Genomic DNA, 22,575 nt, shown 5'->3' on the forward strand with positions numbered 1-22,575 from the left:
CGTGATAAATTAATGAGTACTATATTGCCATCTTTAATAACCGGAGTGATGTATAGCATGACTAATCAGCCTAAAGCATCGGGTCGTTCAGCCTTTACCATACCTACATCCGATGTAATGACACAGCTTCCTACACAATTTTTTGCTACCCTTGTTCAAAATGTAAACCGCGAAATCGCAAGTGGTCACGACGTGATTAACCTGGGTCAGGGTAACCCGGATACACCTACACCACCTCACATTGTTAAAACATTGCAGGAGTCGGCGGAGAACCCGCTCTATCACAAATATTCGCCTTTTAGCGGGCATGCTTTCCTGAAGGAAGCCGTTGCGAAGCGTTACAAGGAAGATTATGACGTGGACCTGGATCCCGAAACGGAAGTTGCTATTTTATTTGGTGGAAAAACGGGCTTGGTCCAGTTGCCTCAAGTATTGCTCAATCCTGGCGACGTATGTCTCGTACCTGATCCAGGTTATCCGGATTATTGGTCCGGTGTGGCACTGGCGAAAGCGCACATGTCTTTTATGCCACTGCTAGAGTCCAATGCATTCCTGCCTGATTATGAAGCAATCTCTACCGAGGATCGGGAACTGGCCAAGCTGATGTTCCTGAACTATCCCAACAACCCAACATCGGCAACCGCCCCGCTTTCCTTCTATGAAGATACGGTAGAGTTCGCCATTCAAAATAAAATCGTCGTAGCCAGTGACTTCGCCTATGGTGCAATTGGATTCGATGGACATCGTCCAGTAAGCTTTTTGCAGGCACCAGGTGCCAAAGAAGTGGGCATTGAGTTCTACACGTTATCCAAAACCTACAATATGGCGGGTTGGCGCGTCGGATTTGCTCTGGGCAATGCGGAGATCATCTCCAAAATCAATCTGCTGCAGGATCATATCTACGTGAGTCTCTTCGGAGGCATCCAAGCCGCTGCTGCTGCGGCACTGACATCTTCCCAGGAATGTGTCACTTCACTGGTTGCACGTTATGAATCACGTCGCGATTCTTTCTATGATGCACTCTCATCCATCGGCTGGCAGGCCCCTAAACCGGGAGGTTCCTTCTTTAGCTGGCTGCCTGTACCTGCGGGCTTTACTTCTGCTTCATTTGCCGACGTGTTACTACGTGAAGCAAAAGTCGCGGTAGCACCGGGTATTGGTTTCGGTTCACATGGTGAGGGCTATGTGCGCGCAGGACTGCTAAGTGATGAAGATCGATTAAGGGAAGCAGCGGAGCGGATTGGCAAGTTGAATTTATTCAAGTAATTTACAGGTGTATAACCCCTTTGCATCTGCCAAGTTTCCATGGTATGTTATAAGGAAATATTGAACGAAACGTGATGACGGGACCAGTACGAGAGGATCAGCCGCGCCCAGAGAGTAAATTCCATCGGGCTGCAAGAATTTACCGCGGCTTCTCTCCGAAACCTACCCCTGAGCGGCCTGTGATGCACAGGACAGTGCCTTCTGTTACAGGGCATGAAGCCGGATGATCCAATCATCAATAAAGGTGGTACCGCGGAAGTAACGAACTTTCGTCCTTTTTAACTAAAAGGGCGGGAGTTTTTTTTGTACCCAACGGTCTGCTCCAGGGTCAATCATTAATATTGTTTAAGGAAGTGAAAACATGACCTCACGTATTGTAGTTAAGATCGGAAGTAGTTCGCTTACTACGGAAGAAGGCGGGCTTGATCGGAGTGCCATTACTTTTTTTGCCGGAGAAATTGCTGCCTTGGCCGAACAGGGCCATGAGGTTCTTCTGGTCACTTCGGGAGCGGTAGCTGCCGGATTCCGGGAGATCGGTTACCCTCAGCGTCCCAAGCAGTTGCATGAAAAACAAGCTGCAGCGGCTGTTGGGCAAGCTTTGTTGATGCAGGCATATCAACAGGCTTTTGCAGCGCACCGCGTTACTACAGCACAAATTCTGCTCACCCGTACCGACTTTCACAGCCGGAAACGTATGGGCAATGCGGGCATGACGGTAGAAGAACTGCTCAAACAGCGCGTCATTCCGATCTTTAACGAGAATGATACCGTATCTGTCGATGAATTAAAGTTCGGAGATAACGATCTCCTTTCAGCTCTGGTAGCGAATCTGGTCAAGGCACAGCATCTGGTCATTCTTACAGATACCAACGGTCTGTACACGGCCGATCCACGAAAAGATCCGTCTGCGTTTCGTTATGACCGTATCCCCGAAATTACGGCAGAAATTTACGCCTATGCTGGCGGTTCTGGATCATCCGTAGGTACAGGCGGCATGCGATCCAAGGTAGATGCAGCCAAAGTGGCAACGCGTGGAGGCGTGCCTGTCTTTGTAGGAAGTGTGAAGGAACCTGGAGATATGCAAAGGGCGGTTGATGGAACCGGAAAAGGAACGTATTTCGAGACTCGCCTTGCCGCTCTCTCTCGTAAAAAGCAATGGCTTGGCTTCATGTCTACTCCGCTCGGTACCGTCGTTGTGGATAATGGTGCCGAAGAAGCACTCGTCCATGGTGGTCATAGTCTCCTGCCTGTAGGCGTCAAACGTGTGCTGGGTACCTTCCATGCCGGAGATGTTGTAGAGGTGCTGGGTATGGATGAAACCTTGCTCGGTCGTGGTATCGTCAATTATGATGATGACCAGCTACGGCTCATTGCAGGACTGCCAAGTGGCGAAGTAATGAAGCAGTTGAACAGCATCCATCGACTTGAGGTTATTCATCGGGACGAGTGGATTACGTTAAAATAGAAAACCTCTAATCCTACCGAGTGTACTTCTCAGGATCATATGATACAGCTATTAAATATTCTTTTGTTTCCACTTTATATATGGGAGGAATTTATGATGAGTGAAGTCAGGGAAAAAGCGAGCAAGGCTCAAGCCGTGGTTCCACAGCTGAATCGACTGAGCACAGAACAAAAAAATAACGCCCTGCTGGTCATGGCAAACGCATTGATTGCCCAATCGGATTCCATTATAGTAGCAAACGCTGACGATCTGGAACGTGGCAAACAGCAAGGTACGCCAGAATCGATGCTGGATCGCCTCGCTTTAAATAAGGAGCGTATCGCCGGTATCGCAGAAGGACTGCGTCAGATCGTGGAGTTGCAGGACCCTGTCGGCGAAGTGCTGGAGACGTTCACTCGTCCAAACGGATTGCATGTTGAAAAATTGAGAGTGCCCATCGGTCTGATCGGCATCATCTACGAGGCACGTCCAAATGTTACAGTAGATGCCGCCGGACTATGCCTCAAAACAGGCAACGCTGTACTGCTACGAGGCGGCTCCTCGGCCCTCTCCTCCAACCGCAAAATTGTGGAGGTATTGCATCAGGCACTGGCAACAACAGACATGCCCGCGGACGCCTTGCAGCTTGTGGAGGATGCAGACCGCTCTTCCGTGGACGAAATGCTCAAGTTAAATGGACTGCTCGATGTCATCATCCCACGCGGCGGAGCCTCACTAATCCGCAATGTGGTCGCCAATGCAACAGTGCCTGTGATCGAAACCGGCGCAGGTATCTGCCATACCTATGTGGATGAATCTGCCGATCCGGTTATGGCTGTGGAGATTGCAGTTAATGCCAAGGCACAGCGTCCATCGGTATGCAACTCCATGGAAACCTTGTTGCTGCACGCTGTATACGCGGAGGAGCATCTGCCGGCTATGGCTGAACAACTCCGTGAAGCGAATGTCCTGTTGAAGGGTTGTGACACGGTTCGCCGTCTCGTTCCCTCTGCCCTTCCTGTGACGGAAGAAGATTTTGCGACAGAGTACAATGATTATATTTTAAATATTCGTGTAGTTCAGAACCTGGATGAAGCGATGGAGCATATTGCACGTTATGGCACAAAGCATTCGGAGTGTATCGTCACCAAGGATACGAGTAATGCAGAACGTTTTTTACATGATATAGATGCAGCTGCTGTATACCATAATGCTTCCACACGTTTCACAGACGGATTTGAGTTCGGTTATGGAGCCGAAATTGGGATCAGTACCCAGAAGCTGCATGCTCGTGGACCGATGGGTCTGCCTGCATTAACGTCAACCAAATACCGTATCACTGGCAATGGACAAATCCGGCAATAATATCGCAGCTACAGTTATATAGGAGGAACGATAAATATGAGTCAAGAACAACAGACGTTATTACAACAAAAGATTACTTTTCACGGAGCAGGTGCGATGGCGGAAGCCATCGTGCGCGGATTAATTTCCCGCCTTGTCGTTCGTCCTCAGGATATTACGATGCTGAACCGCAGCAACCAGAAACGTCAGGAGGAGCTCAGTACCCGTTATGCCGTACATACCGGAACGGCTGCACAATCGCTGGATCATCTCGCCGCTTCTCCCGTTATTGTACTCTGCATGAAACCGAAGGATGCTGCCGCAGCGCTGCGTCAACTTGGGCCGCTCCTGTCTCCGGATCAATTAATCGTCTCCGTTATTGCCGGATTATCAATCCGTACGATGCAATCCCTGCTGGGACGCAAGCAACCGATCGCCCGCACCATGCCGAATACGTCCAGTACAATCGGGCTTGGAGCAACCGGACTTGCCTTCTCTGAAGAGATTACGGATGAACAGCGCAGTACAGTCATGACGATGTTCGAAGCTGTCGGAATCGTGACCATTGTGCCTGAAGATAAACTCGAAGTGCTCACAGGTATTTCCGGAAGTGGTCCGGCTTATGTATACTATTTGATGGAGGCCATGATTGCCGCAGGTATTCGTGGCGGCTTATCCAGCCAACAATCCCGCGATCTGACTGTTCAGACCGTGCTGGGTGCTTCTCGCATGGTACAACAGACTGGCCTAGAGCCAATGAAACTCCGTAGTGATGTGACCTCCCCGGGAGGTGCAACCCAGGCAGCACTAAAAACGCTGGACGAGGGAGATTTCTTTGAAAATGTAATCGCAGCCGTCAACCGCTGTGCAGAGCGCTCACGGGAGATGGGAGCTGCTTTGGAAGGAGATTTAAAATGAATACTATGTGCACAGCCACATATCGTCTGCATGATGATCGTGCAGACTTCCGCAAGAAGGCTGAGTCCATTGCTGTCGGCATGACTGTTGGCAGTTGGACCGAATTGCCTCAGGCCAAGCGTGAGGCGATGCAGAAACATCTGGGTGAGGTCATCAGCGTTGAGGTGCATGAAGCTGAGGGCATGGCCCCAGGTGAGCGTTACGCCGATATTACCATTGGTTATCCGGATGTAAATTTCAGCCGTGATATTCCTGCCCTGCTCGTGACGGTCTTTGGCAAAATCTCAATGGATGGACGCATCAAACTGACACGGCTTGGATTCTCAGACGGCTTCCTCAGCGCATTCCCCGGTCCCAAGTTTGGACTGAACGGTGTTCGTGATCTGCTAGGTGTACATGATCGTCCATTGTTAATGAGTATCTTTAAATCAGTTATTGGACTGGATGCAGACGAACTGAGGGAACAGTTTATTCGCCAAGCTCTTGGTGGAGTAGACTTAATTAAAGACGATGAAATTCTGTTTGAGAACAAACTGACTCCGATTGAGAAAAGAGTCGAGGTCTGCATGAAAGCTGCGGAACAGGCACGCAAGGAGACGGGTAAGAAACTTCTTTATGCCGCAAATTTGACTGGACCTACATCACGCCTGAAACAACAGGCTGAACGTGCGATAGGGGCAGGAGCAAATGCACTGTTGTTCAATGTCTTGTCTTACGGATATGATGTGCTGCACGAACTAAGCAGTGATCCGGACATCAACGTGCCGATCATGGCTCACCCTGCGCTTGCAGGTGCACTCTATCCTTCACCACACTATGGAATCTCGGCTTCCGTCCTGCTGGGACAGCTGATGCGACTTGCCGGAGCGGATCTGGTTCTCTTCCCTTCCCCTTACGGATCGGTGACGATGCCGAAGGAAGAGAATATGGCCATTACAGAACAATTGCTGTCACCTGAGCTTCCGGTCAGAACCAGCATGCCTGTGCCTTCGGCTGGTATACATCCAGGGCTTGTACCTCTTATTCTGCGTGACTTCGGCACCGATGTCATCGTTAATGCCGGCGGAGGTATTCATGGACATCCCATGGGCACTGAGGCAGGCGGACGGGCATTCTTGCAGGCTATCGAGGCAGCCCAGCGTTCCATTCCACTGGCAGAGTATGCAGTCGAACATCCCGAACTGAAAAGTGCACTGGATCTGTGGGGTGGCGAACGATGAGAAGTGATAAAAAAACGGTCATTTTCTGTGATTTCGATGGCACGATCACCCTTTCGGACAATATCGTAGCGATTATGAAACATTTTAAACCCGAAGGTATTGAAGCAATTATGAAAGACACGATTGAACAGCGAATTTCGCTCCGCGAAGGTGTGGGAGCGATGTTCGCTCTGTTGCCTTCTTCGCAGAAAGATGAGATTGTGGAATTTGTACTTGGACAGGCTGGCATCCGAGAAGGGTTCAGCGAATTTCTTGCATACGTTCGGGACGAGGGCATTGAATTCAATGTCACCAGCGGCGGAATGGACTTTTTTATCGAGCCTTTGCTCGCTCCATTCGATATTCCACAGGATCACGTTTATTGCAATGGGGCAGATTTCACAGATGAATTTATACGTATTGAATGGCCTAATCCATGTCAGCCTCCTTGTGAGAACGGATGCGGCATGTGTAAAACGACGGTTATTCGTACATTCCCGGAAGAACAATATAATCGTATCCTCATTGGAGACAGTCTAACGGATTTTGAAGGTGCCAAAATCGCTGATCTTGTCTACTCCCGTTCTATTCTGACGGATAAGTGTATAGAGCTGGGTGTGGATCATGTCCCATTCACAACCTTCTACGATATTATGGAAGATATGAAACAGAAGCAAACACAAGGAGTGCTGTAAAAATGGGTTTTGAAAAGATTACATTGGAACATAAACGCCAGGTCCTCGAAGAGCTGGCTGATATCAAAGCGCTGTTTGCCAGCCGTAACTGGTTCCCTGGTACAAGTGGCAACCTGTCGATGCGTGTGGGCGACTTCGACCCGGAGCAATTCTACTTTGCAGTTACTGCATCAGGCAAAGACAAATCCCTCCGTACACCGGAAGACTTTCTGTTTGTGGACAAGCATGGTAAAGCCATTGAGACCACAACCCTGAAACCGAGCGCTGAAACGTTGATTCACTGCGAAATCTATCGTTTAACTGGCTGTGGCGCGGTGTTCCATGTGCATACCGTATTTAACAACCTGATCAGTGAATTCTTTGGAGCAGATGGACACGTACCGATTCAAGGCATCGAATTGATCAAGGCTTTCAACATCTGGGAAGAAAATGCGGAGATTCGTGTACCGGTCCTGCCTAACTTCGCTGATATTCCATCCATCGCTGAATTGGTGCCAGGTGTACTTGATGCCAACGTACCAGGAATTTTGCTGCGTAATCACGGTATTTATGCCTGGGGCAAAGATGCTTTTGAAGCGAAACGTCATCTGGAAGCGTTCGAGTTCCTGTTCGAAGTGATGTACCGTCAACTTCTGCTGAAGGGTGCTACGAAATAGCAATCATTTATTCGAAATAAAAGCTGCAAAACCAAAAACACGCCAAGGCTAATATACATAGTCCTCGGCGTGTTTTTTTATGTTTGGGGAATTGTAGCGATTGGAAGGTTACTCTATCATCGTAGTGTCAGTGTAACTATTCTTTAGTTCAACTAAGTAAAGCTCTACAGACGATCGTCCCGATCCTTGAATAAAAAGAGACTGTCCGCTCCCTCATCATTTCGATGAGCCGCACTATGGATACCCGTCCCCCTCTGCTTGCCAAACAACAGCTTCAGACCGCCAAAAATGAGCAGCAAGGACACAATGACGGTGTTCACATACGAACGAATCTCGTACGTCATAAATGCATCCGGGAACATCTCATTTAGCTGTGGAATGACCAAGCGGATAAACAGATAGTACAATCCCAATGCAGCAATTCCGAATCCAATCAGGCGCTGGTGACGAGCCCAATCCTTGAAAATAGGTTGATCTGTCAACGGTTCGCGGCCATACCTGCTTGAACACTGAAGTCCGTCAAAGAAGCTGTAGAACCAGATCAACGGAATCATGAACAGGAACACCGATAAATGAAGCAGGTCCAGAACGTAGATACTGCCGAGAAACAGGAACATGAGTTGCATGCCTCTTTTTTGCAGTCCCAGATACAGATGACCCGCACCCGGAAAGGCTGATAACAGGGTTGCCAGCACTTTGCTTCGCCGTCCAGAAGCCCTGCCCATCTCCAGCTCCTCGAACAACGTACGATCCTGCAATACCTCACCGGCCTGCTTGCGATGCACATGCTGGACCGCATCAAACATGCAGTAAACCCAGATGACAGGCAGAATGAGCAAGAACATCAGAAATACGGATTCATTCGTAATAGAAGCTACAAAAACCATCATGGCAAATGAACCGAAGAACGCGATAAGGAATGATAAACCGCGATGTAACAGTCCGAGATGAAGATGTCCCAGACCTGGAACAAAGGAAAGCAGAATCGTGAAGAATCGTTCGCTTTCACTGCCTTTTTGATACATGGGTTGACCATAAGGAGCCGCAGGCACGCCATACTCACCGTTCTGATGCTGATGTATTCCCTCCATGTCCATGTCCATCTCCATCTGTCCCAGATGACCTTCCTGACCAGCGTATGCTCCCTGATATGGCGCCCCCTGATGCGGTCCACTGTAATGTGCGCCATATCCATGGTATCGGGCATCATTAGGCGATGGGGCACGTAGCAGAACGATAATCATATCCAGCATGCTGACACACCAGAAGAATATGGTCCCCAAAGCCCCAAGAATCATTAATTCTCTCTCACTCACCAGAATTGCCAGCATAAACGAACCAACAGCTGTCCCAAAAAAGAGTAATGGATAGATTACAGCTCTGGCAGGCCGACCCCAATAGAGAAAACCCAGACCCGGAATCAGGTTTAATAAGAATGCAAGTAATTTGTTACGATCTGATTGCACAGTCTTCATCCTTTCTTTTCAGGCAATACGAAACAATTTATGGTCCAGGCTTGAAGTGATCCAGCCATGAAGTAGCTGCCTCCGTCCATTTTTCCGTAAATGACCCCCTGTTCTCACCTTCCTGGAACTTATGATAAGGGGCTACTTTGTCAAACAGTCCCGAGGAGAGGAAGATTAACGTCAGACAAGCCGCTACAGCATAATGAAACACTTTGTGATCCAGCCAGAGACGTCTTCGTCCAGAACGCGATTTGCGCTTTGGCTTGGAGGATTGCATTTGCGTAATTTGATTCATGACCGAATCGGCGAAGCCTACCGGGTCCTTCAGTTGTGGCAACTCCCGATGAATGCCGAGTGCTTCGAGATAGTTGTCCATTGCTTCCGGAACGTCCATAAGCACCTGTTCCATCAAACTTGCCTGGTTTGCAGTCATTCGGCCTTCAATATAATCAGTCCATTCCTGGACGGTATACATCCTTTTATTCCTCACGCCACTCATCCTCCTTCCAATGATTTCGAATCCACTGCCGGGCACGATACAGACGGGACTCCACGGTTTTCACTGCCACCTGTGCATCACGGGCAATCTGCTCATAATTTTTTTCGCTTAAGTAATACGCAGTAATAATGTCCCTATGCTGGGCAGGCAGCTGATTGATTCGCTCGCGCAACTTCTCCTGACGCTCTTCACGCACGAGGCGGGCAAGAACATCTTCTTCACGACCAGGCATGTTCATTAATTTTTCTTCTCCGCCCAGATCCTCAGCGCTTCGTCTGCCCAGCTTGCGTTTGGCATCAATTGCTTTGTGAAAGGCAATTCGGGTTAACCACGTTTTGAAACCTTCGGATCGGTAATCGGGGAGAGATTTGACCATTTGAATGAACGCCTCCTGAGCTGCATCCTGTGCATCCTGATCGTTCCGTAATACGGAGTAGGCCACATGGTATACATGCTGGCTGTACTTTTCGATCAACAAACGCATCTGGGATGTATCGCCTTGACGGATTTGTTCGATTAAGCGCGCTTCATCAATAACTCTCCCCTCCTCTCCACTACAATAGACGACAACTTGTTTGTTGACCCCTGCGTATTCATTCATTTTTTTTATAAAAAGGTTACACATTGCCTGAAAAGTCAGTTCCACCGGGAACTTAACGTATCTTACTTAACATCTCTATAATCTAAAAAAAACAGGCACAGAATATCTTCTGGCCTGTTTCTGGTTTATCTGAATGAAATTGTTGCCTAATCTAACATTCGTATTAACGTCCACCGTTACGGAACCGCTGGGTATATGCCTTGGCGTCCTGCACATTCTTCACGCGGTTACGGCTCCATTCCAGCAGAATTCGGTCGATATAGCGGAAATGCACTTTACCAGCAAACACCGCTTCCTTCAATGCCATGAGAATCAGTTCCTCCTGATAGCGATCCTGATCCAGCCAACTGGATATAGTCTCGCATTCCATCGGGGAAAGCGGGCGGCCAAATTCTTTTTCAAAAATAGAGAACATATTTCGTTCTTCCTCTTCTTTTTGAACACTGTTCGAATCCGGGCGTAATGCATTACTGTCCTGCTGCTGCTTACGAGCAACGGCCAACTCCTCTGCTGTACATCCTGCAAGCTTCGCATATAATCCATGCAGATCATAACGTTCATACTGAATGTCACGCTCTTCATCCCGATGCTCGTCAATGTGGATGTACCCGTCTCTCATGAGACGTTGCAGCATTCTGGCGATGCCTTCAGGAGCAAGACCCATACGGGTAGCAAGCTCTTCAAGCGTTGGGAACTCATTGAATTCAACTTGCCGGAATCCAAACAATTGAATCAGCAGAAGTACCTCTGCGTCACTTAACCCCAGCTGATGATAATAGCGCAATAAAGCATATGGGAGCTGCGCTGTCCCTGATGCCATACCGTAAGCTGCTCCATTCAACCAGGCTTTGGAGCCGGTTTCTTCCATGGACTCGCGGTTAAGCATTAAGGGTACAGACGATAGAGCATACGTGGGAATGCAATTGTTTCACGTACGTGATCCAATCCACAGATCCATGCTACCGTCCGCTCCAATCCCAGACCGAAGCCGGAGTGAGGAACCGATCCGTATTTACGTAAGTCCAGATACCACTGATATGCCTCTTCCGACAATTGATGCTCATCAAAGCGCTGCTGCATCAGTTCCGGATCATCAATACGCTGGGAACCGCCAATGATCTCTCCGTACCCTTCGGGTGCGATCATATCTGCACAGAGGACCACTTCAGGACGATTTGGATCAGGTTTCATGTAGAATGCCTTGATTCCAGCCGGATAATGGGTAATAAAGACCGGTGTTTCGTATTTCTCGGCAATCGCCGTTTCGTGTGGAGCACCAAAGTCTTCTCCCCAAGGAATATCGAAGCCTTGTCCATTCAGGAATTCAATCGCTTCATCATACGTAATGCGCGGGAATGGAGCTACAATTTTTTCAAGCTTGGATACATCACGTCCGATGGACTCCAGTTCAGCACGGCAGTTTTTCAGAACCGTTTGAACCACGTGAGCAATAAACTTCTCTTGCACTCGAAGGCTTTCCTCGTGATCCACAAACGCCATTTCCGGCTCAATCATCCAGAACTCAATCAGGTGACGACGTGTTTTGGATTTTTCGGCACGGAACGTAGGACCGAAGGAGTACACTTTGCCCAGCGCCATTGCTGCAGCTTCCATATACAACTGTCCACTTTGTGTCAGATAGGCATCTTCATCAAAGTATTTGATGTGGAACAAGTTCGTCGTTCCTTCAGCAGATGAAGGTGTAAGAATCGGAGGATCAACCTGAGTGAATCCGTTACCATCAAAGAACTGCTGAACAGCGCGGATGATCTCCGCACGAATAACCATAATCGCACGTTGTTTTGTCGAACGCAGCCACAGATGGCGATGATCCATCAGGAAGTCTACCCCATGCTCTTTCGGAGTAATTGGATAGTTTTCAGTCAGATGGATAATTTCCACGCCAGTAACTGTCATCTCATAACCGGATGCACTACGCGGTTCTTCACGGATAATACCTGTTACATACAATGAACTTTCTTGAGTCAAGCTCTTCGCAGCATTCCAGATATCTTCGCTAACTTCACTCTTAACCACTACCCCTTGAATATATCCGGTTCCATCACGCAGTTGCAAAAATTGAATTTTGCCGCTGGAACGTTTGTTGTTAATCCAGGCGCCGATTTTAACAGTCTCGCCCACATGCTCACTCACATTACGAATTACACAATCCGTACTCATGCCCATATCTCTCCTTGGAATCCTGAATTTGAAAATGCAGCGGGCAGGCATATGCCTGTCCCCTGCACTTCCTTGTCATGCTATATTCACTTTACAATTAGATTACAGAGAATTCAATACGATTCGGTGTGTATCTCTTGCAATCACCAATTCTTCGTTCGTAGGAACTACGAGAACGTCCACTTTGGAATTCGCTGTTGTGATGCGGCGTGGCTCTCCAGAGCGAATTGCATTCAGCGCTTCATCCAGTTCAACACCCAGGTACGTGAGTTGCTCACATACTTTTTGGCGAAGAACAACGGAGTTTTCACCTACACCAGCCGTAAATACGATCACGTCTACACCGTTCATTGCTGCTGCATAAGAACCGATGTATTTACGCAAACGGTATTCGTACATCTCGAATGCAAGCGTGGAATTAGCATCGCCAGCTTCCATACCTTCCGTGATTTCACGCATGTCGCTGCTGATGCCGGAGATTGCAAGAAGTCCACTATGTTTATTCAACATGGAGTTTACTTCGCTCACGCTCAGTTCTTCCTTGTTCATAACATAAGGTACAATTGCCGGATCCAGGTCACCACTACGTGTTCCCATCATCAATCCTTCGAGTGGAGTCATGCCCATGGACGTGTCCACGGATACGCCGCCCTGTACAGCCGTTACACTACCACCATTACCAACATGGCATGTGATGATCTTCAGATCTTCCAATGGACGATCCAGATATTCAGCTGCTGCCTTGCTTACGTAATCATGGGAAGTACCATGTGCTCCATAACGACGCACTTTATACTTTTTGTAAAGCACACGTGGAATAGCATACAGATATGCTTTTTCCGGCATCGTTTGATGGAAAGCCGTATCAAAGACCATTACCTGTGGTACTCCTGGCATATTGGATTCAGCCGCACGAATACCCATCATTGCTGCAGGGTTATGAAGTGGAGCCAGATCGAACAGACGGCGGATTTCTGCTTTGGCAGCATCATCAACCAATGTCGATTCCTTAAATGCTTCACCACCGTGAACCACACGATGTCCAACAGCCTGAATTTCATCAACGGAACCAAGCACACCGTTTTCTTTATCTGTCAGAATGTCAATAACTTTACGAATCGCTGTAGTATGTTCGAGAATTTCGCTAACTTCCGTAACATCCTCGCGGCCCGTTGGTTTATGAGTCAGAATGGAAGAGTCCATGCCGATCCGCTCTACCAGACCTTTTGCCAATACGGATTCATCCGTCATGTTATACAATTGATATTTGAGCGAGGAACTCCCCGCATTAATTACGAGTACTTTCACAGCCGGTCACCATCCTTGTCGTACTTGAAGAATCCTTCGCCTGTTTTAACACCCAGGTGTCCTGCACGCACCATTTTCTTCAGAACTGTGGAAGGACGATATTTCAATTCACCAAATTCACGGAACATTCTTTCGAGTGCAGCTTCTACTGAATCCAATCCGAAACGGTCTGCCATCTCAAGCGGTCCGTGCTGGAAATTGTATCCGATACGCATAGCGTCATCAATATCTTCAGCGGAAGCGACACCTTCCTGCAGTACATGCAGCGCTTCGTTGATCAGAAGACAGATCAGTCTGGACGTAACAAATCCAGGTGATTCATAGATCATAACGCCTTTTTTGTCCGCTACTTCTTCCACAAAACGTCTAGTTTCTGCAAAAGTGCTATCGGATGTTTTCAGACCACGAATAATCTCTACAAGATCAACCCGGGAAACCGGGTGAATAAAGTGCATACCAATAACACGCTCTGGGTATTTGGTTGAGCTTGCAAGCTCAGTCAAACTCAGCGTGGATGTATTACTTGCAAGAATTACGTTGCTTGGGCAAACTTGGTCAAGTTGACTGAATACCGCTTTTTTCGCTTCCAGATCTTCAGAAATAGTCTCAATGACCATATCGCAAGTTCCGAGTTCAGCCAGATGAGCAACTTTGGTAATACGGGATAGAATCAATTTCTTCTCTGCCTTCGTAATGGCCCATTTCTCCAGTTGTTTATCAAGGTTCGTCTCAATCATGTTATACGCATGATCCAGCTTCTCCGTTGTGTGTTCCACCAGAAGCACATCAAGTCCTTTGGCTGCAAGCATCTGGGAAATACCTTGCCCCATCGTGCCGCCGCCGACAACTCCTATCTTTTTGAAAAACATGGTTCTGCTCCATCCTTTCGGTTCTCTATTTCTCTATTGTACCCTGTTCGCCGAAAATTACAAATTTCGACCCAACATATAATAATATCTTAGCACGACTGAAATGTAAAAAAAAATAACCGACATAAATAAATTATGCCGGTAGAAGGGCGCTGTCACTAAATTGACAACGAAATTGATCGCCAGACAATACTTCTTCCCTGAGCAACGTGTCGAGGGAATTGTCGAAAATTGTCCGCTGTTCTTCAAGCAATCGTTTGGTCTGTTCCATCAGGTCTTGCAGGATTAATTTATTCTCCCGCATCAATTCTTCTGTAGTTACCATATCCATGTTAACAATACCCAACGTCGTGAGCCCGGAAGCCATCATCGTCTGTACTACATTCGTTGCTTGTTCAAAGTCATTACGCGATCCTGTACTACGTCCACCGTAATACATTTCCTCCGCTGCTGCACCTCCGAGGGCAATCATGATTTGCTCTTCAAGAAAACGCTTCGTGTACAGAAATTGCTCTTGTTGCGGGTTATGACGTACATAACCCAATGCCTGTCCACGAGGGCTAAGTGCAACCTGACTCACACTGCCAGGACGAACCAGTTCAGCCATGATGGCATGTCCCAACTCATGAATTGCCACTCTTTTCTTCTCTTCCACGCTGGATTCGCGGTCTGTCTTCTCACCCATCATTACTTTATCAATCGCAAGGGACAGATGACGCTGTTCAATGTTGAGCAGCCCGTCTCTCATTGCATAAATTGCTGCTTCGTTCATCACGCTTTCCAGCTGCGCTCCAGAGAAACCATAGGATTCTTCTGCTGTCTTATCAAGGCTGACCCCTTCCAAAAGAGGTTTATTAACTGCATGCAGCTCCAGTATGTGTTTTCTGCCTTTCTTATCCGGCAAGTCTACCTGAATATGACGGTCAAAACGACCTGGACGCGTCAGTGCGCTATCCAGCATTTCTTTTCGGTTCGTAGCGGCGATCACGAGTATACGTGGTGTTTCGGAAGAGTATATGCCATCCATTTCCGTCAACAGCTGATTCAGCGTCTGATCATATTCACGCTGTTGTCCACCTTCGCGTTTTCCACCGATCACATCAATTTCATCAATAAATATAATGGCATTTTCCTTATTTTCTTTAGCGGCGCGAGTTCTTGCATCACGGAACAAATCACGTATTCTGCCTGCACCTACACCAACATACATCTCAACAAACTCACTGCCTGAAGCAGCTACAAAAACAGAGTCGGTATAATGAGCAGCAGCTTTGGCCATCAAGGTTTTACCTGTTCCTGGAGGGCCAGTAAGCAGTATACCTTTCAAAGGTCGAATACCAAACTTCTGAATTTCTTCATGTCGAATGAGAAAATCAAGCGCTTCCCGCAGTTCCTGCTTGGCACTCTCCTGACCACCAATTTCTTCAAAAGTCAGCTTGGAAGGGCCTTTTTTCTTGCGTTTACGTTCCTGACCTGCCCCCACCGTAATCCCACCCCGCATTTGCATCATGAGCAGCAGAGCTCCCACAAGCATTACAGCGATCAGAATGGGAATCATGTTTACACCAATAAAAGCGAGAAAGATAATTAATACGGGTACAAATCCAATGGCAATTTCTTTCGTCCATTTAGGCATTAGGCCACACTCCTATCTGACCGGGCACACGCGGCAGAATAATAAACTTACTGGCATCTCCATCTCTGAGACTGACATATACATTATTGTCATCCATGGCTGTATTTACCTTGATCCCATTTGTAGCCATTTTAGACAAGGTCGGTGTAATTTCGGTGTATTGCTTGTTCTCCATCGCTTGTGCTACGGTAAACATCGCGCTTCCCCACCAGCTCTCTAATGCTTCGTTGGAATGATCTACGACATCCAGCTTCAACGAACGAGTGCCAATCAAGGTTTGTCCTTCTTTGTGAATATATTGTACCAACCTGCCCAGATCAACATCCGGCTGCAGATCGAGTTTCAACTGTACATCATTGCGGTTAATAGTTAATTGAACATCATTGACTCCATCGTACTGGGTAACCATTTTTTCAATTGGGCTTTGCACAGCCACATGACGATACACAAACCAACCTCCAAACAACACAACGGCTGAAATGACGGCAGTCAGAGCAATAGGCAATACTTTTATCTTCAAGTGAGTTACCCCTCCTAAATTTTGGCCCATCCTATAACTTGTAGGCAAGAATATGAATATGTGTACGTAATGTCCTGTGATGTGCCTAACAGGATTTATTTGTGTATGATGTATCCTTGAATACATATTTGAGTATATCACATCGTATATACAATATCTAAGGCGAAAATATGAATAAATTATTAATTTTAACTATTCAAATCCAAAATGATCAACAAAGTACGCCAAAGAACCGGACCAGTCGGGTTTCCGTCTGCCGGTTCTTTAATGTATTCTCTTCAGACGATAGTACGTCTGCTACTTCTAGCTGTTCGGAATCGTATAGACCAGGTCCACTTGTTCCCCGTTGCTGAAGCGGTAAAACCGATAATAGTTGTGAGTATCATCATTATAATACACTTGCCATACATAGATTCCATTCACAACGCCTGGCATGATTCGTTTGATCTCCCCACCGGGAACTTCTGAGCTGAACCGATTTCGAATCTGAGCTTCATTCATGCCGTTCTTTAACAGTTCACCGTGTACTGCATTGGTTCCCGTCACAGGTTTGTTATTCTCATCAAACTTGATCCACACCATGACATCCTGGTTATCCTTATTTTTGCCGATCAGGGTCCAGTATATGTTGTCTCCGCCGTCTTTCTGCCCCCAGACATACTTACGCAGCTCTTCGTGGGACGTAATCCCCAGCTGTTCCTGGGCCGCCTGTATGGCCAACGCCTCTTCCTTGCGCTGATCCTGGGTAACATAGACATAATAACGCTGAAGTCCAAACAGAATCAGAACCAGGAGCAGCAGCGAAATCCATATCCACTTCTTTTTTTTCTTCAAAAGCCGAACTTCCTTTCCCTATGACGATGCTGTCCTTGTAATTAACGGGCAAGCAAACTGTCAAATGCCAGCTGAGACTCACGCAGAATGCGCTCTTCATCCATCGTAAGACATTCGCCATGTTTAACCACTTGTTTACCATCCACCCACACATGCTCCACATCTTTGGCCGAAGCCGAGTAGACCGTATGGGAAATCAGATCCGTATGCGGATAGAAATGGGCCTGTTCGATGTTCAACGCGATGAAGTCAGCCTTCATGCCAACTTGCAGAGCGCCTGTATTGTTCAGGAATATGGATTTAGCACCATACGAAGTTCCAAGCAGAAGCGCTTCCCCTGCCGGCACTGCAGTAGGGTCACCGGACACACCTTTGTGAATCAACGCAGCCAATCTCATCTCTTCAAACATATCCAGGTTATTGTTACTGGCTGGTCCGTCTGTTCCCAGAGACACAGTCACGCCTGCTTTCAACAGATCAGGCACACGTGCAACACCCGAAGCCAATTTCAGGTTACTACCTGGATTGTGGGAAACTGCTACATCATTCTTTGCGAGAATCTCGATCTCTTCATCATTCAGATGTACCGCATGTGCAACCAGAGATGGACGGGAGAAAAATCCTAGCTTCTCCAGATGTGCGACCGGACGCAGTCCGTAATCAGCCACGTTTTGCTCCACTTCTCGAAGCGTTTCAGACATATGCGTATGCAAAGGCAGATTCAGGTCATGAGCAACCTGTACCAGCTTCTCTATGTAATCCGGAGGGCAAGTGTAAGGGGAGTGTGGAGAGATTACGGTTGTAATTCTTCCGTCTGCTTGTCCATTCCATTGACGGGCAAATGCTGCGGACTCTTCGAGCTTGCGCAGTTGTTCTTCTTCTGAGCAAAGTCCGATTACCCCACGTGCCAGAGCAGCCCGAACGCCGGATTGTTCCACCACTTTCGCAACCTGATCCATATGATCATACATATCTAGGAACGCTGTTGTTCCGCCTTTTAACATTTCAAGCACGGATAGCGATGTGCCCCAATACACGTCTTCAGACGTCATTTTAGCTTCCATTGGCCACATTTTCTCCTGTAACCATACTTGTAACGCCAGATCGTCTCCGTGGCCTCTTAGAAGCGACATGGCCGCGTGACCATGCGTATTGATCAGACCCGGCAAGAAGAACAGTCCTTTTCCGTCCACCTTTGTCAGGCTTTCGTCTCCTTGCGGCAATGTCTCACCAATATGCACAATCTTGTCATTCTCAACAACCATAAAACCTTGAACCACGTTCCAATTCGTACCTTCACTCACGGCAAATTTGCCGTTGTGAATTACCCATCTATTTGTCGTCATCTTCCTCGTCGTCCTTTCCATTCTCCAAGTAATAAGCCAGGCTAAGTAGATCCGTCGTAAAATCAGCATGATGAATGCGAATATGCGGCGGGGTCTTCAGGATCGTTGGCGCAAAGTTCAGAATCGCTTCAATTCCTGACTCAATCAGCTGATCTGCAACATTTTGAGCTTCCGTATCCGGAACCGTGATAATACCTATACGAATGTTATCTTTTTTGACCGAATCCGTTAATTCATTCATCGGTTGTACCGTCAAACTGTTGATTTGACTCCCAATTTTCGGACCGTAGGCATCAAATACAGCGACGATCTTCATGTTGTCTTTGAGATAGGCATTGTAATTGGACAAGGCATGTCCCAAATTACCTGCTCCGACAAGAGCTACATTGATCTGCTGGTCTATTTTTAAAATATGGCGGATTTTCTCAATGAGATATGAAACGTCATATCCAATCCCTTTACGACCAAAGTCACCAAAGTAAGCCAAGTCTTTACGAATCTGGGCCGGATTCAAATCCAACCTCAGTCCAAGTTCTTGTGAAGAGACCGTATTGACTTCGCGCTGATGCAGTTCATTCAAATAACGCAAGTAAACAGGTAATCTACGCACCACGGCTTCCGAAATTTTATCTGATTTCATTCATTGCTCCCCCTTACCAAGGCCACGATAGATAGATGAAAAGATGAGCACCCTGTCTAAAACGATGCAAAATGATTACTGAATTAAACAGGATGCTCCTTGTTATATAATGGATAATTGCTTTAATCGCTTTACTCGCATATCCATGAAACGAATACATGATATTACTCAATTTTACCGCCAATCACTGGCGTCTTGCAATAATGGAAGCTACAGAGCGTATCTGTTATTGTTGCTCTTCGGTTGGTCTCTCGAGCCATTCCGAAATGCGTGGAACCATCTGCTCTGTAAGCATGTGCTCCATTTTGGGACCAGGTAATGAATATAAAAAGTACTTGCCATAATACGCTTCAATAACGCGTGTATCGTATACAATCACAATGCCTCTGTCTTTGCCTGTACGAACCAGTCTGCCAAATCCCTGTTTGAAACGGATGACGGCTTGTGGCACGGATAGCTTCATAAACGGGTTTTTCTTTTGCTGCTGCAAAAGCTCGCTCTTCGCTTCCACTAATGGATGATTCGGTGGCTGGAACGGCAGTCTGACAATTGCAAGACAGGTCAGAGCCTCTCCTGGAATGTCCACGCCTTCCCAGAAGCTGCTTGTGCCAAGTAGCACCGTTGCTTTAGTATCTTGGAACCGACGTGTAAGCTTGGAACGGCTGCCGCTGTCCACCCCTTGCCCAAGCAAAGAGATATCGTTGCCTGACAAGGCCTCCTTAAGCGGGTCATAGACCTGTCGCAGCATGCGGTAGGAGGTGAACAACACCATCATGCGTCCACGAGTCGCAATAGCCGTTTCCGCAAGCGAGTGCACGAGCATATCCACAAAGTGGGCATCGCCTACACTGCCCTTCACGCTTGGGAAATCACGCGGAATGACGAGCAGCGCCTGTTCTCGATAATTGAACGGTGACGGCAGCATCGACGTTAACAGACGGTTATTGTCGGCAGCTTCCTGCAAACCCAGCTGTTCGATCATGAATTGAAATGACTTGTCAACGGAAAGCGTAGCCGATGTAAGCACAACGCTTTTCTTTTTATCAAAGAACATATCCTTCAATTGAGCACTGACATCGACAGGAACAGCATAGAGTTGCAGTGATTTACTGCGGAACTGGCCGCTGGCCTCCATCCAGTACACGGTATTGGCATCATCCATCCGCATGAAGAAACGCAGATTATCCTTAATCGTTGCCAAATCCTTGAGCAGACCTGAGATATCCGTAATCAGACTATCGGACTGATAATCGTCCTGATCTTCTTTCACTTCAAGCAGCAGCTTGTCGCCTTTACGAATCAAATCGCCTAGGGTGACATAAATTTGGTTTTCAGCGTCCTGCAATTCCTGCCATTTGGCTGGTTTTTGCGAATGCTTCAGTCTAAGTGAGAATTGTCCTGTCTCGCCTGGAGAAGCATCGCTGCGTTCAGGCAGCAGTCCGAACAATGCATCGCTTAGTCGATCCCACATCTCTTTAACTTCGACAGCAAGCGGGAACATCTGATCAATCATGGAGCCCCACTGTACCGAATTTTCATGACCCGACAATTGAGAACGCAGCATAGGCAGTTGGCCATTTCGGCTATCTTTAAATAGTCGGGTCAGTGTATGAACCAACGTGAAATATTTCATATGAAGACCAAGGTGCTTACCTGCTACGTCCTCCAGATGATGTGCTTCATCAATGACGAGACTTTCGTAGGCTGGCAGCAGCTGATGTGCTGCTTTGACATCCGTAAACAATTTCGAATGATTCGTAATGACGATATCGGAAAGCCCGGCTTCATGTTTGGCCCGGTGATAGAAACATTTGCGGAACCAAGGACAGGAACGTCCAAGACAGGACTCAGACTCACTTTGTACCGTCTCCCAGAAGTCTCCTCCGCGCCCGCTTAGATTAAGCTCCTCGTCGTCTCCAGTCTCCGTCTGAGTAAGCCAGACAATCATCTGAGCCGCTGTAAAATAATCCTCTTTCGGTGTAGCAAATTCACGTTTATTGATTTTATGCTCAAACTTACGCAGACACAGATAGTGCCCACGTCCTTTGAACACCGCTGCCTTGAACGGGAACGGAACCACTTGGGTCAACATAGGAATATCCCGCTCTCTCAATTGCTCCTGCAGGTTGATGGTATGTGTGCTGACCATCACTTTCTGTTCCTGTTTTACACTTTCATAGATGGCAGGCAGCAAATAACCAAGTGATTTGCCCGTACCTGTCCCAGCTTCGATTAAGAGATGTTTCTCCTCATCCAAAGCTTGTCGTACACTGCTGAACATTTGAGTTTGCGCCTCACGCTCCTCATAATGGTCCAGCGTCTCCTTCAGGTTATCTCTAACCTGATCCATAAACTGCTCAAAACTCACGCCTTCCAGCGGATTACCCTCTCGCTCATCTCGTGGTGAGCCTATATCGGTCCAGTCACTCACGTTCAGGGCAAGCTGGCGGTAATACGTATGACCATCCAGATCCTGAATAGGCTCTGCTTCCTTCTCAGAACGCATTCCATCGAAGAACCAACCCAAGTCACTGTCTTCCGGTGCAAACAGGTCACTGAGGCGCTGAATCGTGATCAGAGGCAATGCACGCAGCTCATCGAGACACTTCAGTAATACAAAAGCTGTTGCAAGAGCATCACTGTCTGCCTGATGAGGACGGTCATGCTGAAATCCGAATTCCGAAGACACATAACCGAGTTGATAAGAGCCCAGTGACGGGAACGAGATCTTCAGGAAATCAATCGTATCCAGGATCCGTCCGGTAAATGGCAGATAACCGCATCGATCGAGTGCATTTTGAAGAAAATGAAAATCAAAAGCAACATTGTGTCCAACAAGAACCACATCATCAAGCAGCGGAACCATCTCCATCATCATCTCTTCCAATGAGGGAGCATCCGCCACATCTTCATCGGTAATACCGGTTAACCCCGTAATAAACGGAGGAATCGGTACACCTGGGTTCACATAAGAACTATATATTTGAGTTATGCTGTAGTCATGATCTATGATGGCAAGTCCGGCCTGTATAATTTCACCGTCGGACTGCGTGCCGGTTGTTTCGAAATCCAATACGGCAAATTTCATTGCAATGTACGGTCCCTTCCATTCCAGTCTATGTTACAGCATAGCAAAAAAAAGGGCGTTTGAAA

At 47.4% G+C, this 22,575-nt stretch carries 20 protein-coding genes; 7 read left to right on the forward strand and 13 right to left on the reverse strand.

The genetic code is table 11. The annotated features are described in order from the left end of the window. The first annotated feature begins 57 nt into the window (after positions 1-57). The 7 genes from BUA17_RS10040 to BUA17_RS10070 all read left to right on the forward strand — a co-directional run bounded on the left by BUA17_RS10040 (position 58) and on the right by BUA17_RS10070 (position 7,522). On the forward strand, positions 58-1,266 hold the full coding sequence (locus tag BUA17_RS10040; RefSeq protein WP_072733398.1) for a pyridoxal phosphate-dependent aminotransferase: 1,209 nt from the start codon (positions 58-60) through the stop codon (positions 1,264-1,266). 361 nt (positions 1,267-1,627) lie between these two features. Beyond that, positions 1,628-2,731: a glutamate 5-kinase gene (gene proB / locus BUA17_RS10045; protein WP_072733399.1), complete on the forward strand. Its 1,104-nt coding sequence runs from the start codon at positions 1,628-1,630 to the stop codon at positions 2,729-2,731. 96 nt (positions 2,732-2,827) lie between these two features. Next, positions 2,828-4,075 carry a glutamate-5-semialdehyde dehydrogenase gene (locus tag BUA17_RS10050; RefSeq protein ID WP_072733400.1) on the forward strand — a complete coding sequence of 416 codons (1,248 nt, stop codon included), beginning with the start codon at positions 2,828-2,830 and terminating at the stop codon, positions 4,073-4,075. 36 nt (positions 4,076-4,111) lie between these two features. Then, positions 4,112-4,972, forward strand: a complete 861-nt coding sequence (gene proC, locus BUA17_RS10055; protein ID WP_072733401.1) for a pyrroline-5-carboxylate reductase — start codon at positions 4,112-4,114, stop codon at positions 4,970-4,972. Continuing rightward, on the forward strand, positions 4,969-6,192 hold the full coding sequence (locus tag BUA17_RS10060; protein WP_072733402.1) for a 2,3-diketo-5-methylthiopentyl-1-phosphate enolase: 1,224 nt from the start codon (positions 4,969-4,971) through the stop codon (positions 6,190-6,192). The genes proC and BUA17_RS10060 overlap by 4 nt, the downstream gene beginning before the upstream one ends. Then, positions 6,189-6,866 (forward strand): 2-hydroxy-3-keto-5-methylthiopentenyl-1-phosphate phosphatase, encoded by a 678-nt coding sequence (locus BUA17_RS10065; protein WP_072733403.1) that lies wholly within the window; start codon positions 6,189-6,191, stop codon positions 6,864-6,866. Before BUA17_RS10060 ends, BUA17_RS10065 begins: the two co-directional genes overlap by 4 nt. A gap of 2 nt (positions 6,867-6,868) precedes the next feature. Beyond that, positions 6,869-7,522 carry a methylthioribulose 1-phosphate dehydratase gene (locus tag BUA17_RS10070; protein ID WP_036607600.1) on the forward strand — a complete coding sequence of 218 codons (654 nt, stop codon included), beginning with the start codon at positions 6,869-6,871 and terminating at the stop codon, positions 7,520-7,522. A gap of 164 nt (positions 7,523-7,686) precedes the next feature. Here BUA17_RS10070 and BUA17_RS10075 read toward each other — a convergent pair whose 3' ends face one another. From BUA17_RS10075 to dinG, 13 genes are all read right to left on the reverse strand, one after another. Continuing rightward, on the reverse strand, positions 7,687-8,988 hold the full coding sequence (locus BUA17_RS10075; RefSeq protein ID WP_072733404.1) for a multi-tm2 domain protein: 1,302 nt from the start codon (positions 8,986-8,988) through the stop codon (positions 7,687-7,689). 37 nt (positions 8,989-9,025) lie between these two features. Further along, a complete protein-coding gene (locus BUA17_RS10080) occupies positions 9,026-9,478 on the reverse strand; it encodes a hypothetical protein (protein WP_072733405.1) in 453 nt (150 codons plus the stop codon). Continuing rightward, positions 9,468-9,971: an RNA polymerase sigma factor gene (locus BUA17_RS10085; protein WP_244552105.1), complete on the reverse strand. Its 504-nt coding sequence runs from the start codon at positions 9,969-9,971 to the stop codon at positions 9,468-9,470. The genes BUA17_RS10080 and BUA17_RS10085 overlap by 11 nt, the downstream gene beginning before the upstream one ends. A gap of 280 nt (positions 9,972-10,251) precedes the next feature. Next, entirely contained in the window at positions 10,252-10,956 is a 705-nt protein-coding gene (locus BUA17_RS10090) for a DnaD domain-containing protein (RefSeq protein WP_064636889.1), read from the reverse strand. 17 nt (positions 10,957-10,973) lie between these two features. Further along, positions 10,974-12,269: an asparagine--tRNA ligase gene (gene asnS / locus BUA17_RS10095; RefSeq protein WP_063566804.1), complete on the reverse strand. Its 1,296-nt coding sequence runs from the start codon at positions 12,267-12,269 to the stop codon at positions 10,974-10,976. A gap of 102 nt (positions 12,270-12,371) precedes the next feature. Continuing rightward, positions 12,372-13,577 (reverse strand): acetate/propionate family kinase, encoded by a 1,206-nt coding sequence (locus tag BUA17_RS10100; RefSeq protein WP_063566803.1) that lies wholly within the window; start codon positions 13,575-13,577, stop codon positions 12,372-12,374. Continuing rightward, positions 13,574-14,446: a 3-hydroxyacyl-CoA dehydrogenase family protein gene (locus BUA17_RS10105; RefSeq protein WP_063566802.1), complete on the reverse strand. Its 873-nt coding sequence runs from the start codon at positions 14,444-14,446 to the stop codon at positions 13,574-13,576. Before BUA17_RS10105 ends, BUA17_RS10100 begins: the two co-directional genes overlap by 4 nt. Positions 14,447-14,579: 133 nt before the next feature. After that, a complete protein-coding gene (locus BUA17_RS10110; RefSeq protein ID WP_072733406.1) occupies positions 14,580-16,082 on the reverse strand; it encodes an AAA family ATPase in 1,503 nt (500 codons plus the stop codon). Next, positions 16,075-16,602, reverse strand: a complete 528-nt coding sequence (locus BUA17_RS10115) for a hypothetical protein (protein WP_063566800.1) — start codon at positions 16,600-16,602, stop codon at positions 16,075-16,077. Before BUA17_RS10115 ends, BUA17_RS10110 begins: the two co-directional genes overlap by 8 nt. A gap of 303 nt (positions 16,603-16,905) precedes the next feature. Continuing rightward, the gene (locus BUA17_RS10120) at positions 16,906-17,436 is read right to left on the reverse strand and encodes a cell wall elongation regulator TseB-like domain-containing protein (RefSeq protein ID WP_063566799.1); all 531 of its coding nucleotides are present in this window, start codon (positions 17,434-17,436) and stop codon (positions 16,906-16,908) included. A gap of 41 nt (positions 17,437-17,477) precedes the next feature. Continuing rightward, positions 17,478-18,782: an amidohydrolase gene (locus BUA17_RS10125; RefSeq protein ID WP_072733407.1), complete on the reverse strand. Its 1,305-nt coding sequence runs from the start codon at positions 18,780-18,782 to the stop codon at positions 17,478-17,480. Beyond that, positions 18,769-19,422, reverse strand: a complete 654-nt coding sequence (locus BUA17_RS10130; protein ID WP_053780717.1) for a redox-sensing transcriptional repressor Rex — start codon at positions 19,420-19,422, stop codon at positions 18,769-18,771. Before BUA17_RS10130 ends, BUA17_RS10125 begins: the two co-directional genes overlap by 14 nt. Positions 19,423-19,648: 226 nt before the next feature. After that, a complete protein-coding gene (gene dinG, locus BUA17_RS10135; RefSeq protein ID WP_072733408.1) occupies positions 19,649-22,510 on the reverse strand; it encodes an ATP-dependent DNA helicase DinG in 2,862 nt (953 codons plus the stop codon). Between the last annotated feature and the right edge of the window lie 65 nt (positions 22,511-22,575).

The sequence above is a fragment of the Paenibacillus sp. ov031 genome, from assembly GCF_900143165.1.
GTDB classification, from domain to species: domain Bacteria; phylum Bacillota; class Bacilli; order Paenibacillales; family Paenibacillaceae; genus Paenibacillus; species Paenibacillus marchantiae.

Bases quoted from the DNA above. Each gene is read 5' to 3' on its own strand.
- BUA17_RS10040 (WP_072733398.1), top strand. From the start codon at position 58: ATGACTAATCAGCCTAAAGCATCGGGTCGTTCAGCCTTTACCATACCT.
- proB (WP_072733399.1), top strand. From the start codon at position 1,628: ATGACCTCACGTATTGTAGTTAAGATCGGAAGTAGTTCGCTTACTACG.
- BUA17_RS10050 (WP_072733400.1), top strand. From the start codon at position 2,828: ATGAGTGAAGTCAGGGAAAAAGCGAGCAAGGCTCAAGCCGTGGTTCCA.
- proC (WP_072733401.1), top strand. From the start codon at position 4,112: ATGAGTCAAGAACAACAGACGTTATTACAACAAAAGATTACTTTTCAC.
- BUA17_RS10060 (WP_072733402.1), top strand. From the start codon at position 4,969: ATGAATACTATGTGCACAGCCACATATCGTCTGCATGATGATCGTGCA.
- BUA17_RS10065 (WP_072733403.1), top strand. From the start codon at position 6,189: ATGAGAAGTGATAAAAAAACGGTCATTTTCTGTGATTTCGATGGCACG.
- BUA17_RS10070 (WP_036607600.1), top strand. From the start codon at position 6,869: ATGGGTTTTGAAAAGATTACATTGGAACATAAACGCCAGGTCCTCGAA.
- BUA17_RS10085 (WP_244552105.1), bottom strand. From the start codon at position 9,971: ATGCGTTTGTTGATCGAAAAGTACAGCCAGCATGTATACCATGTGGCC.
- BUA17_RS10090 (WP_064636889.1), bottom strand. From the start codon at position 10,956: ATGGAAGAAACCGGCTCCAAAGCCTGGTTGAATGGAGCAGCTTACGGT.
- asnS (WP_063566804.1), bottom strand. From the start codon at position 12,269: ATGAGTACGGATTGTGTAATTCGTAATGTGAGTGAGCATGTGGGCGAG.
- BUA17_RS10105 (WP_063566802.1), bottom strand. From the start codon at position 14,446: ATGTTTTTCAAAAAGATAGGAGTTGTCGGCGGCGGCACGATGGGGCAA.
- BUA17_RS10110 (WP_072733406.1), bottom strand. From the start codon at position 16,082: ATGCCTAAATGGACGAAAGAAATTGCCATTGGATTTGTACCCGTATTA.
- BUA17_RS10125 (WP_072733407.1), bottom strand. From the start codon at position 18,782: ATGACGACAAATAGATGGGTAATTCACAACGGCAAATTTGCCGTGAGT.
- BUA17_RS10130 (WP_053780717.1), bottom strand. From the start codon at position 19,422: ATGAAATCAGATAAAATTTCGGAAGCCGTGGTGCGTAGATTACCTGTT.
- dinG (WP_072733408.1), bottom strand. From the start codon at position 22,510: ATGAAATTTGCCGTATTGGATTTCGAAACAACCGGCACGCAGTCCGAC.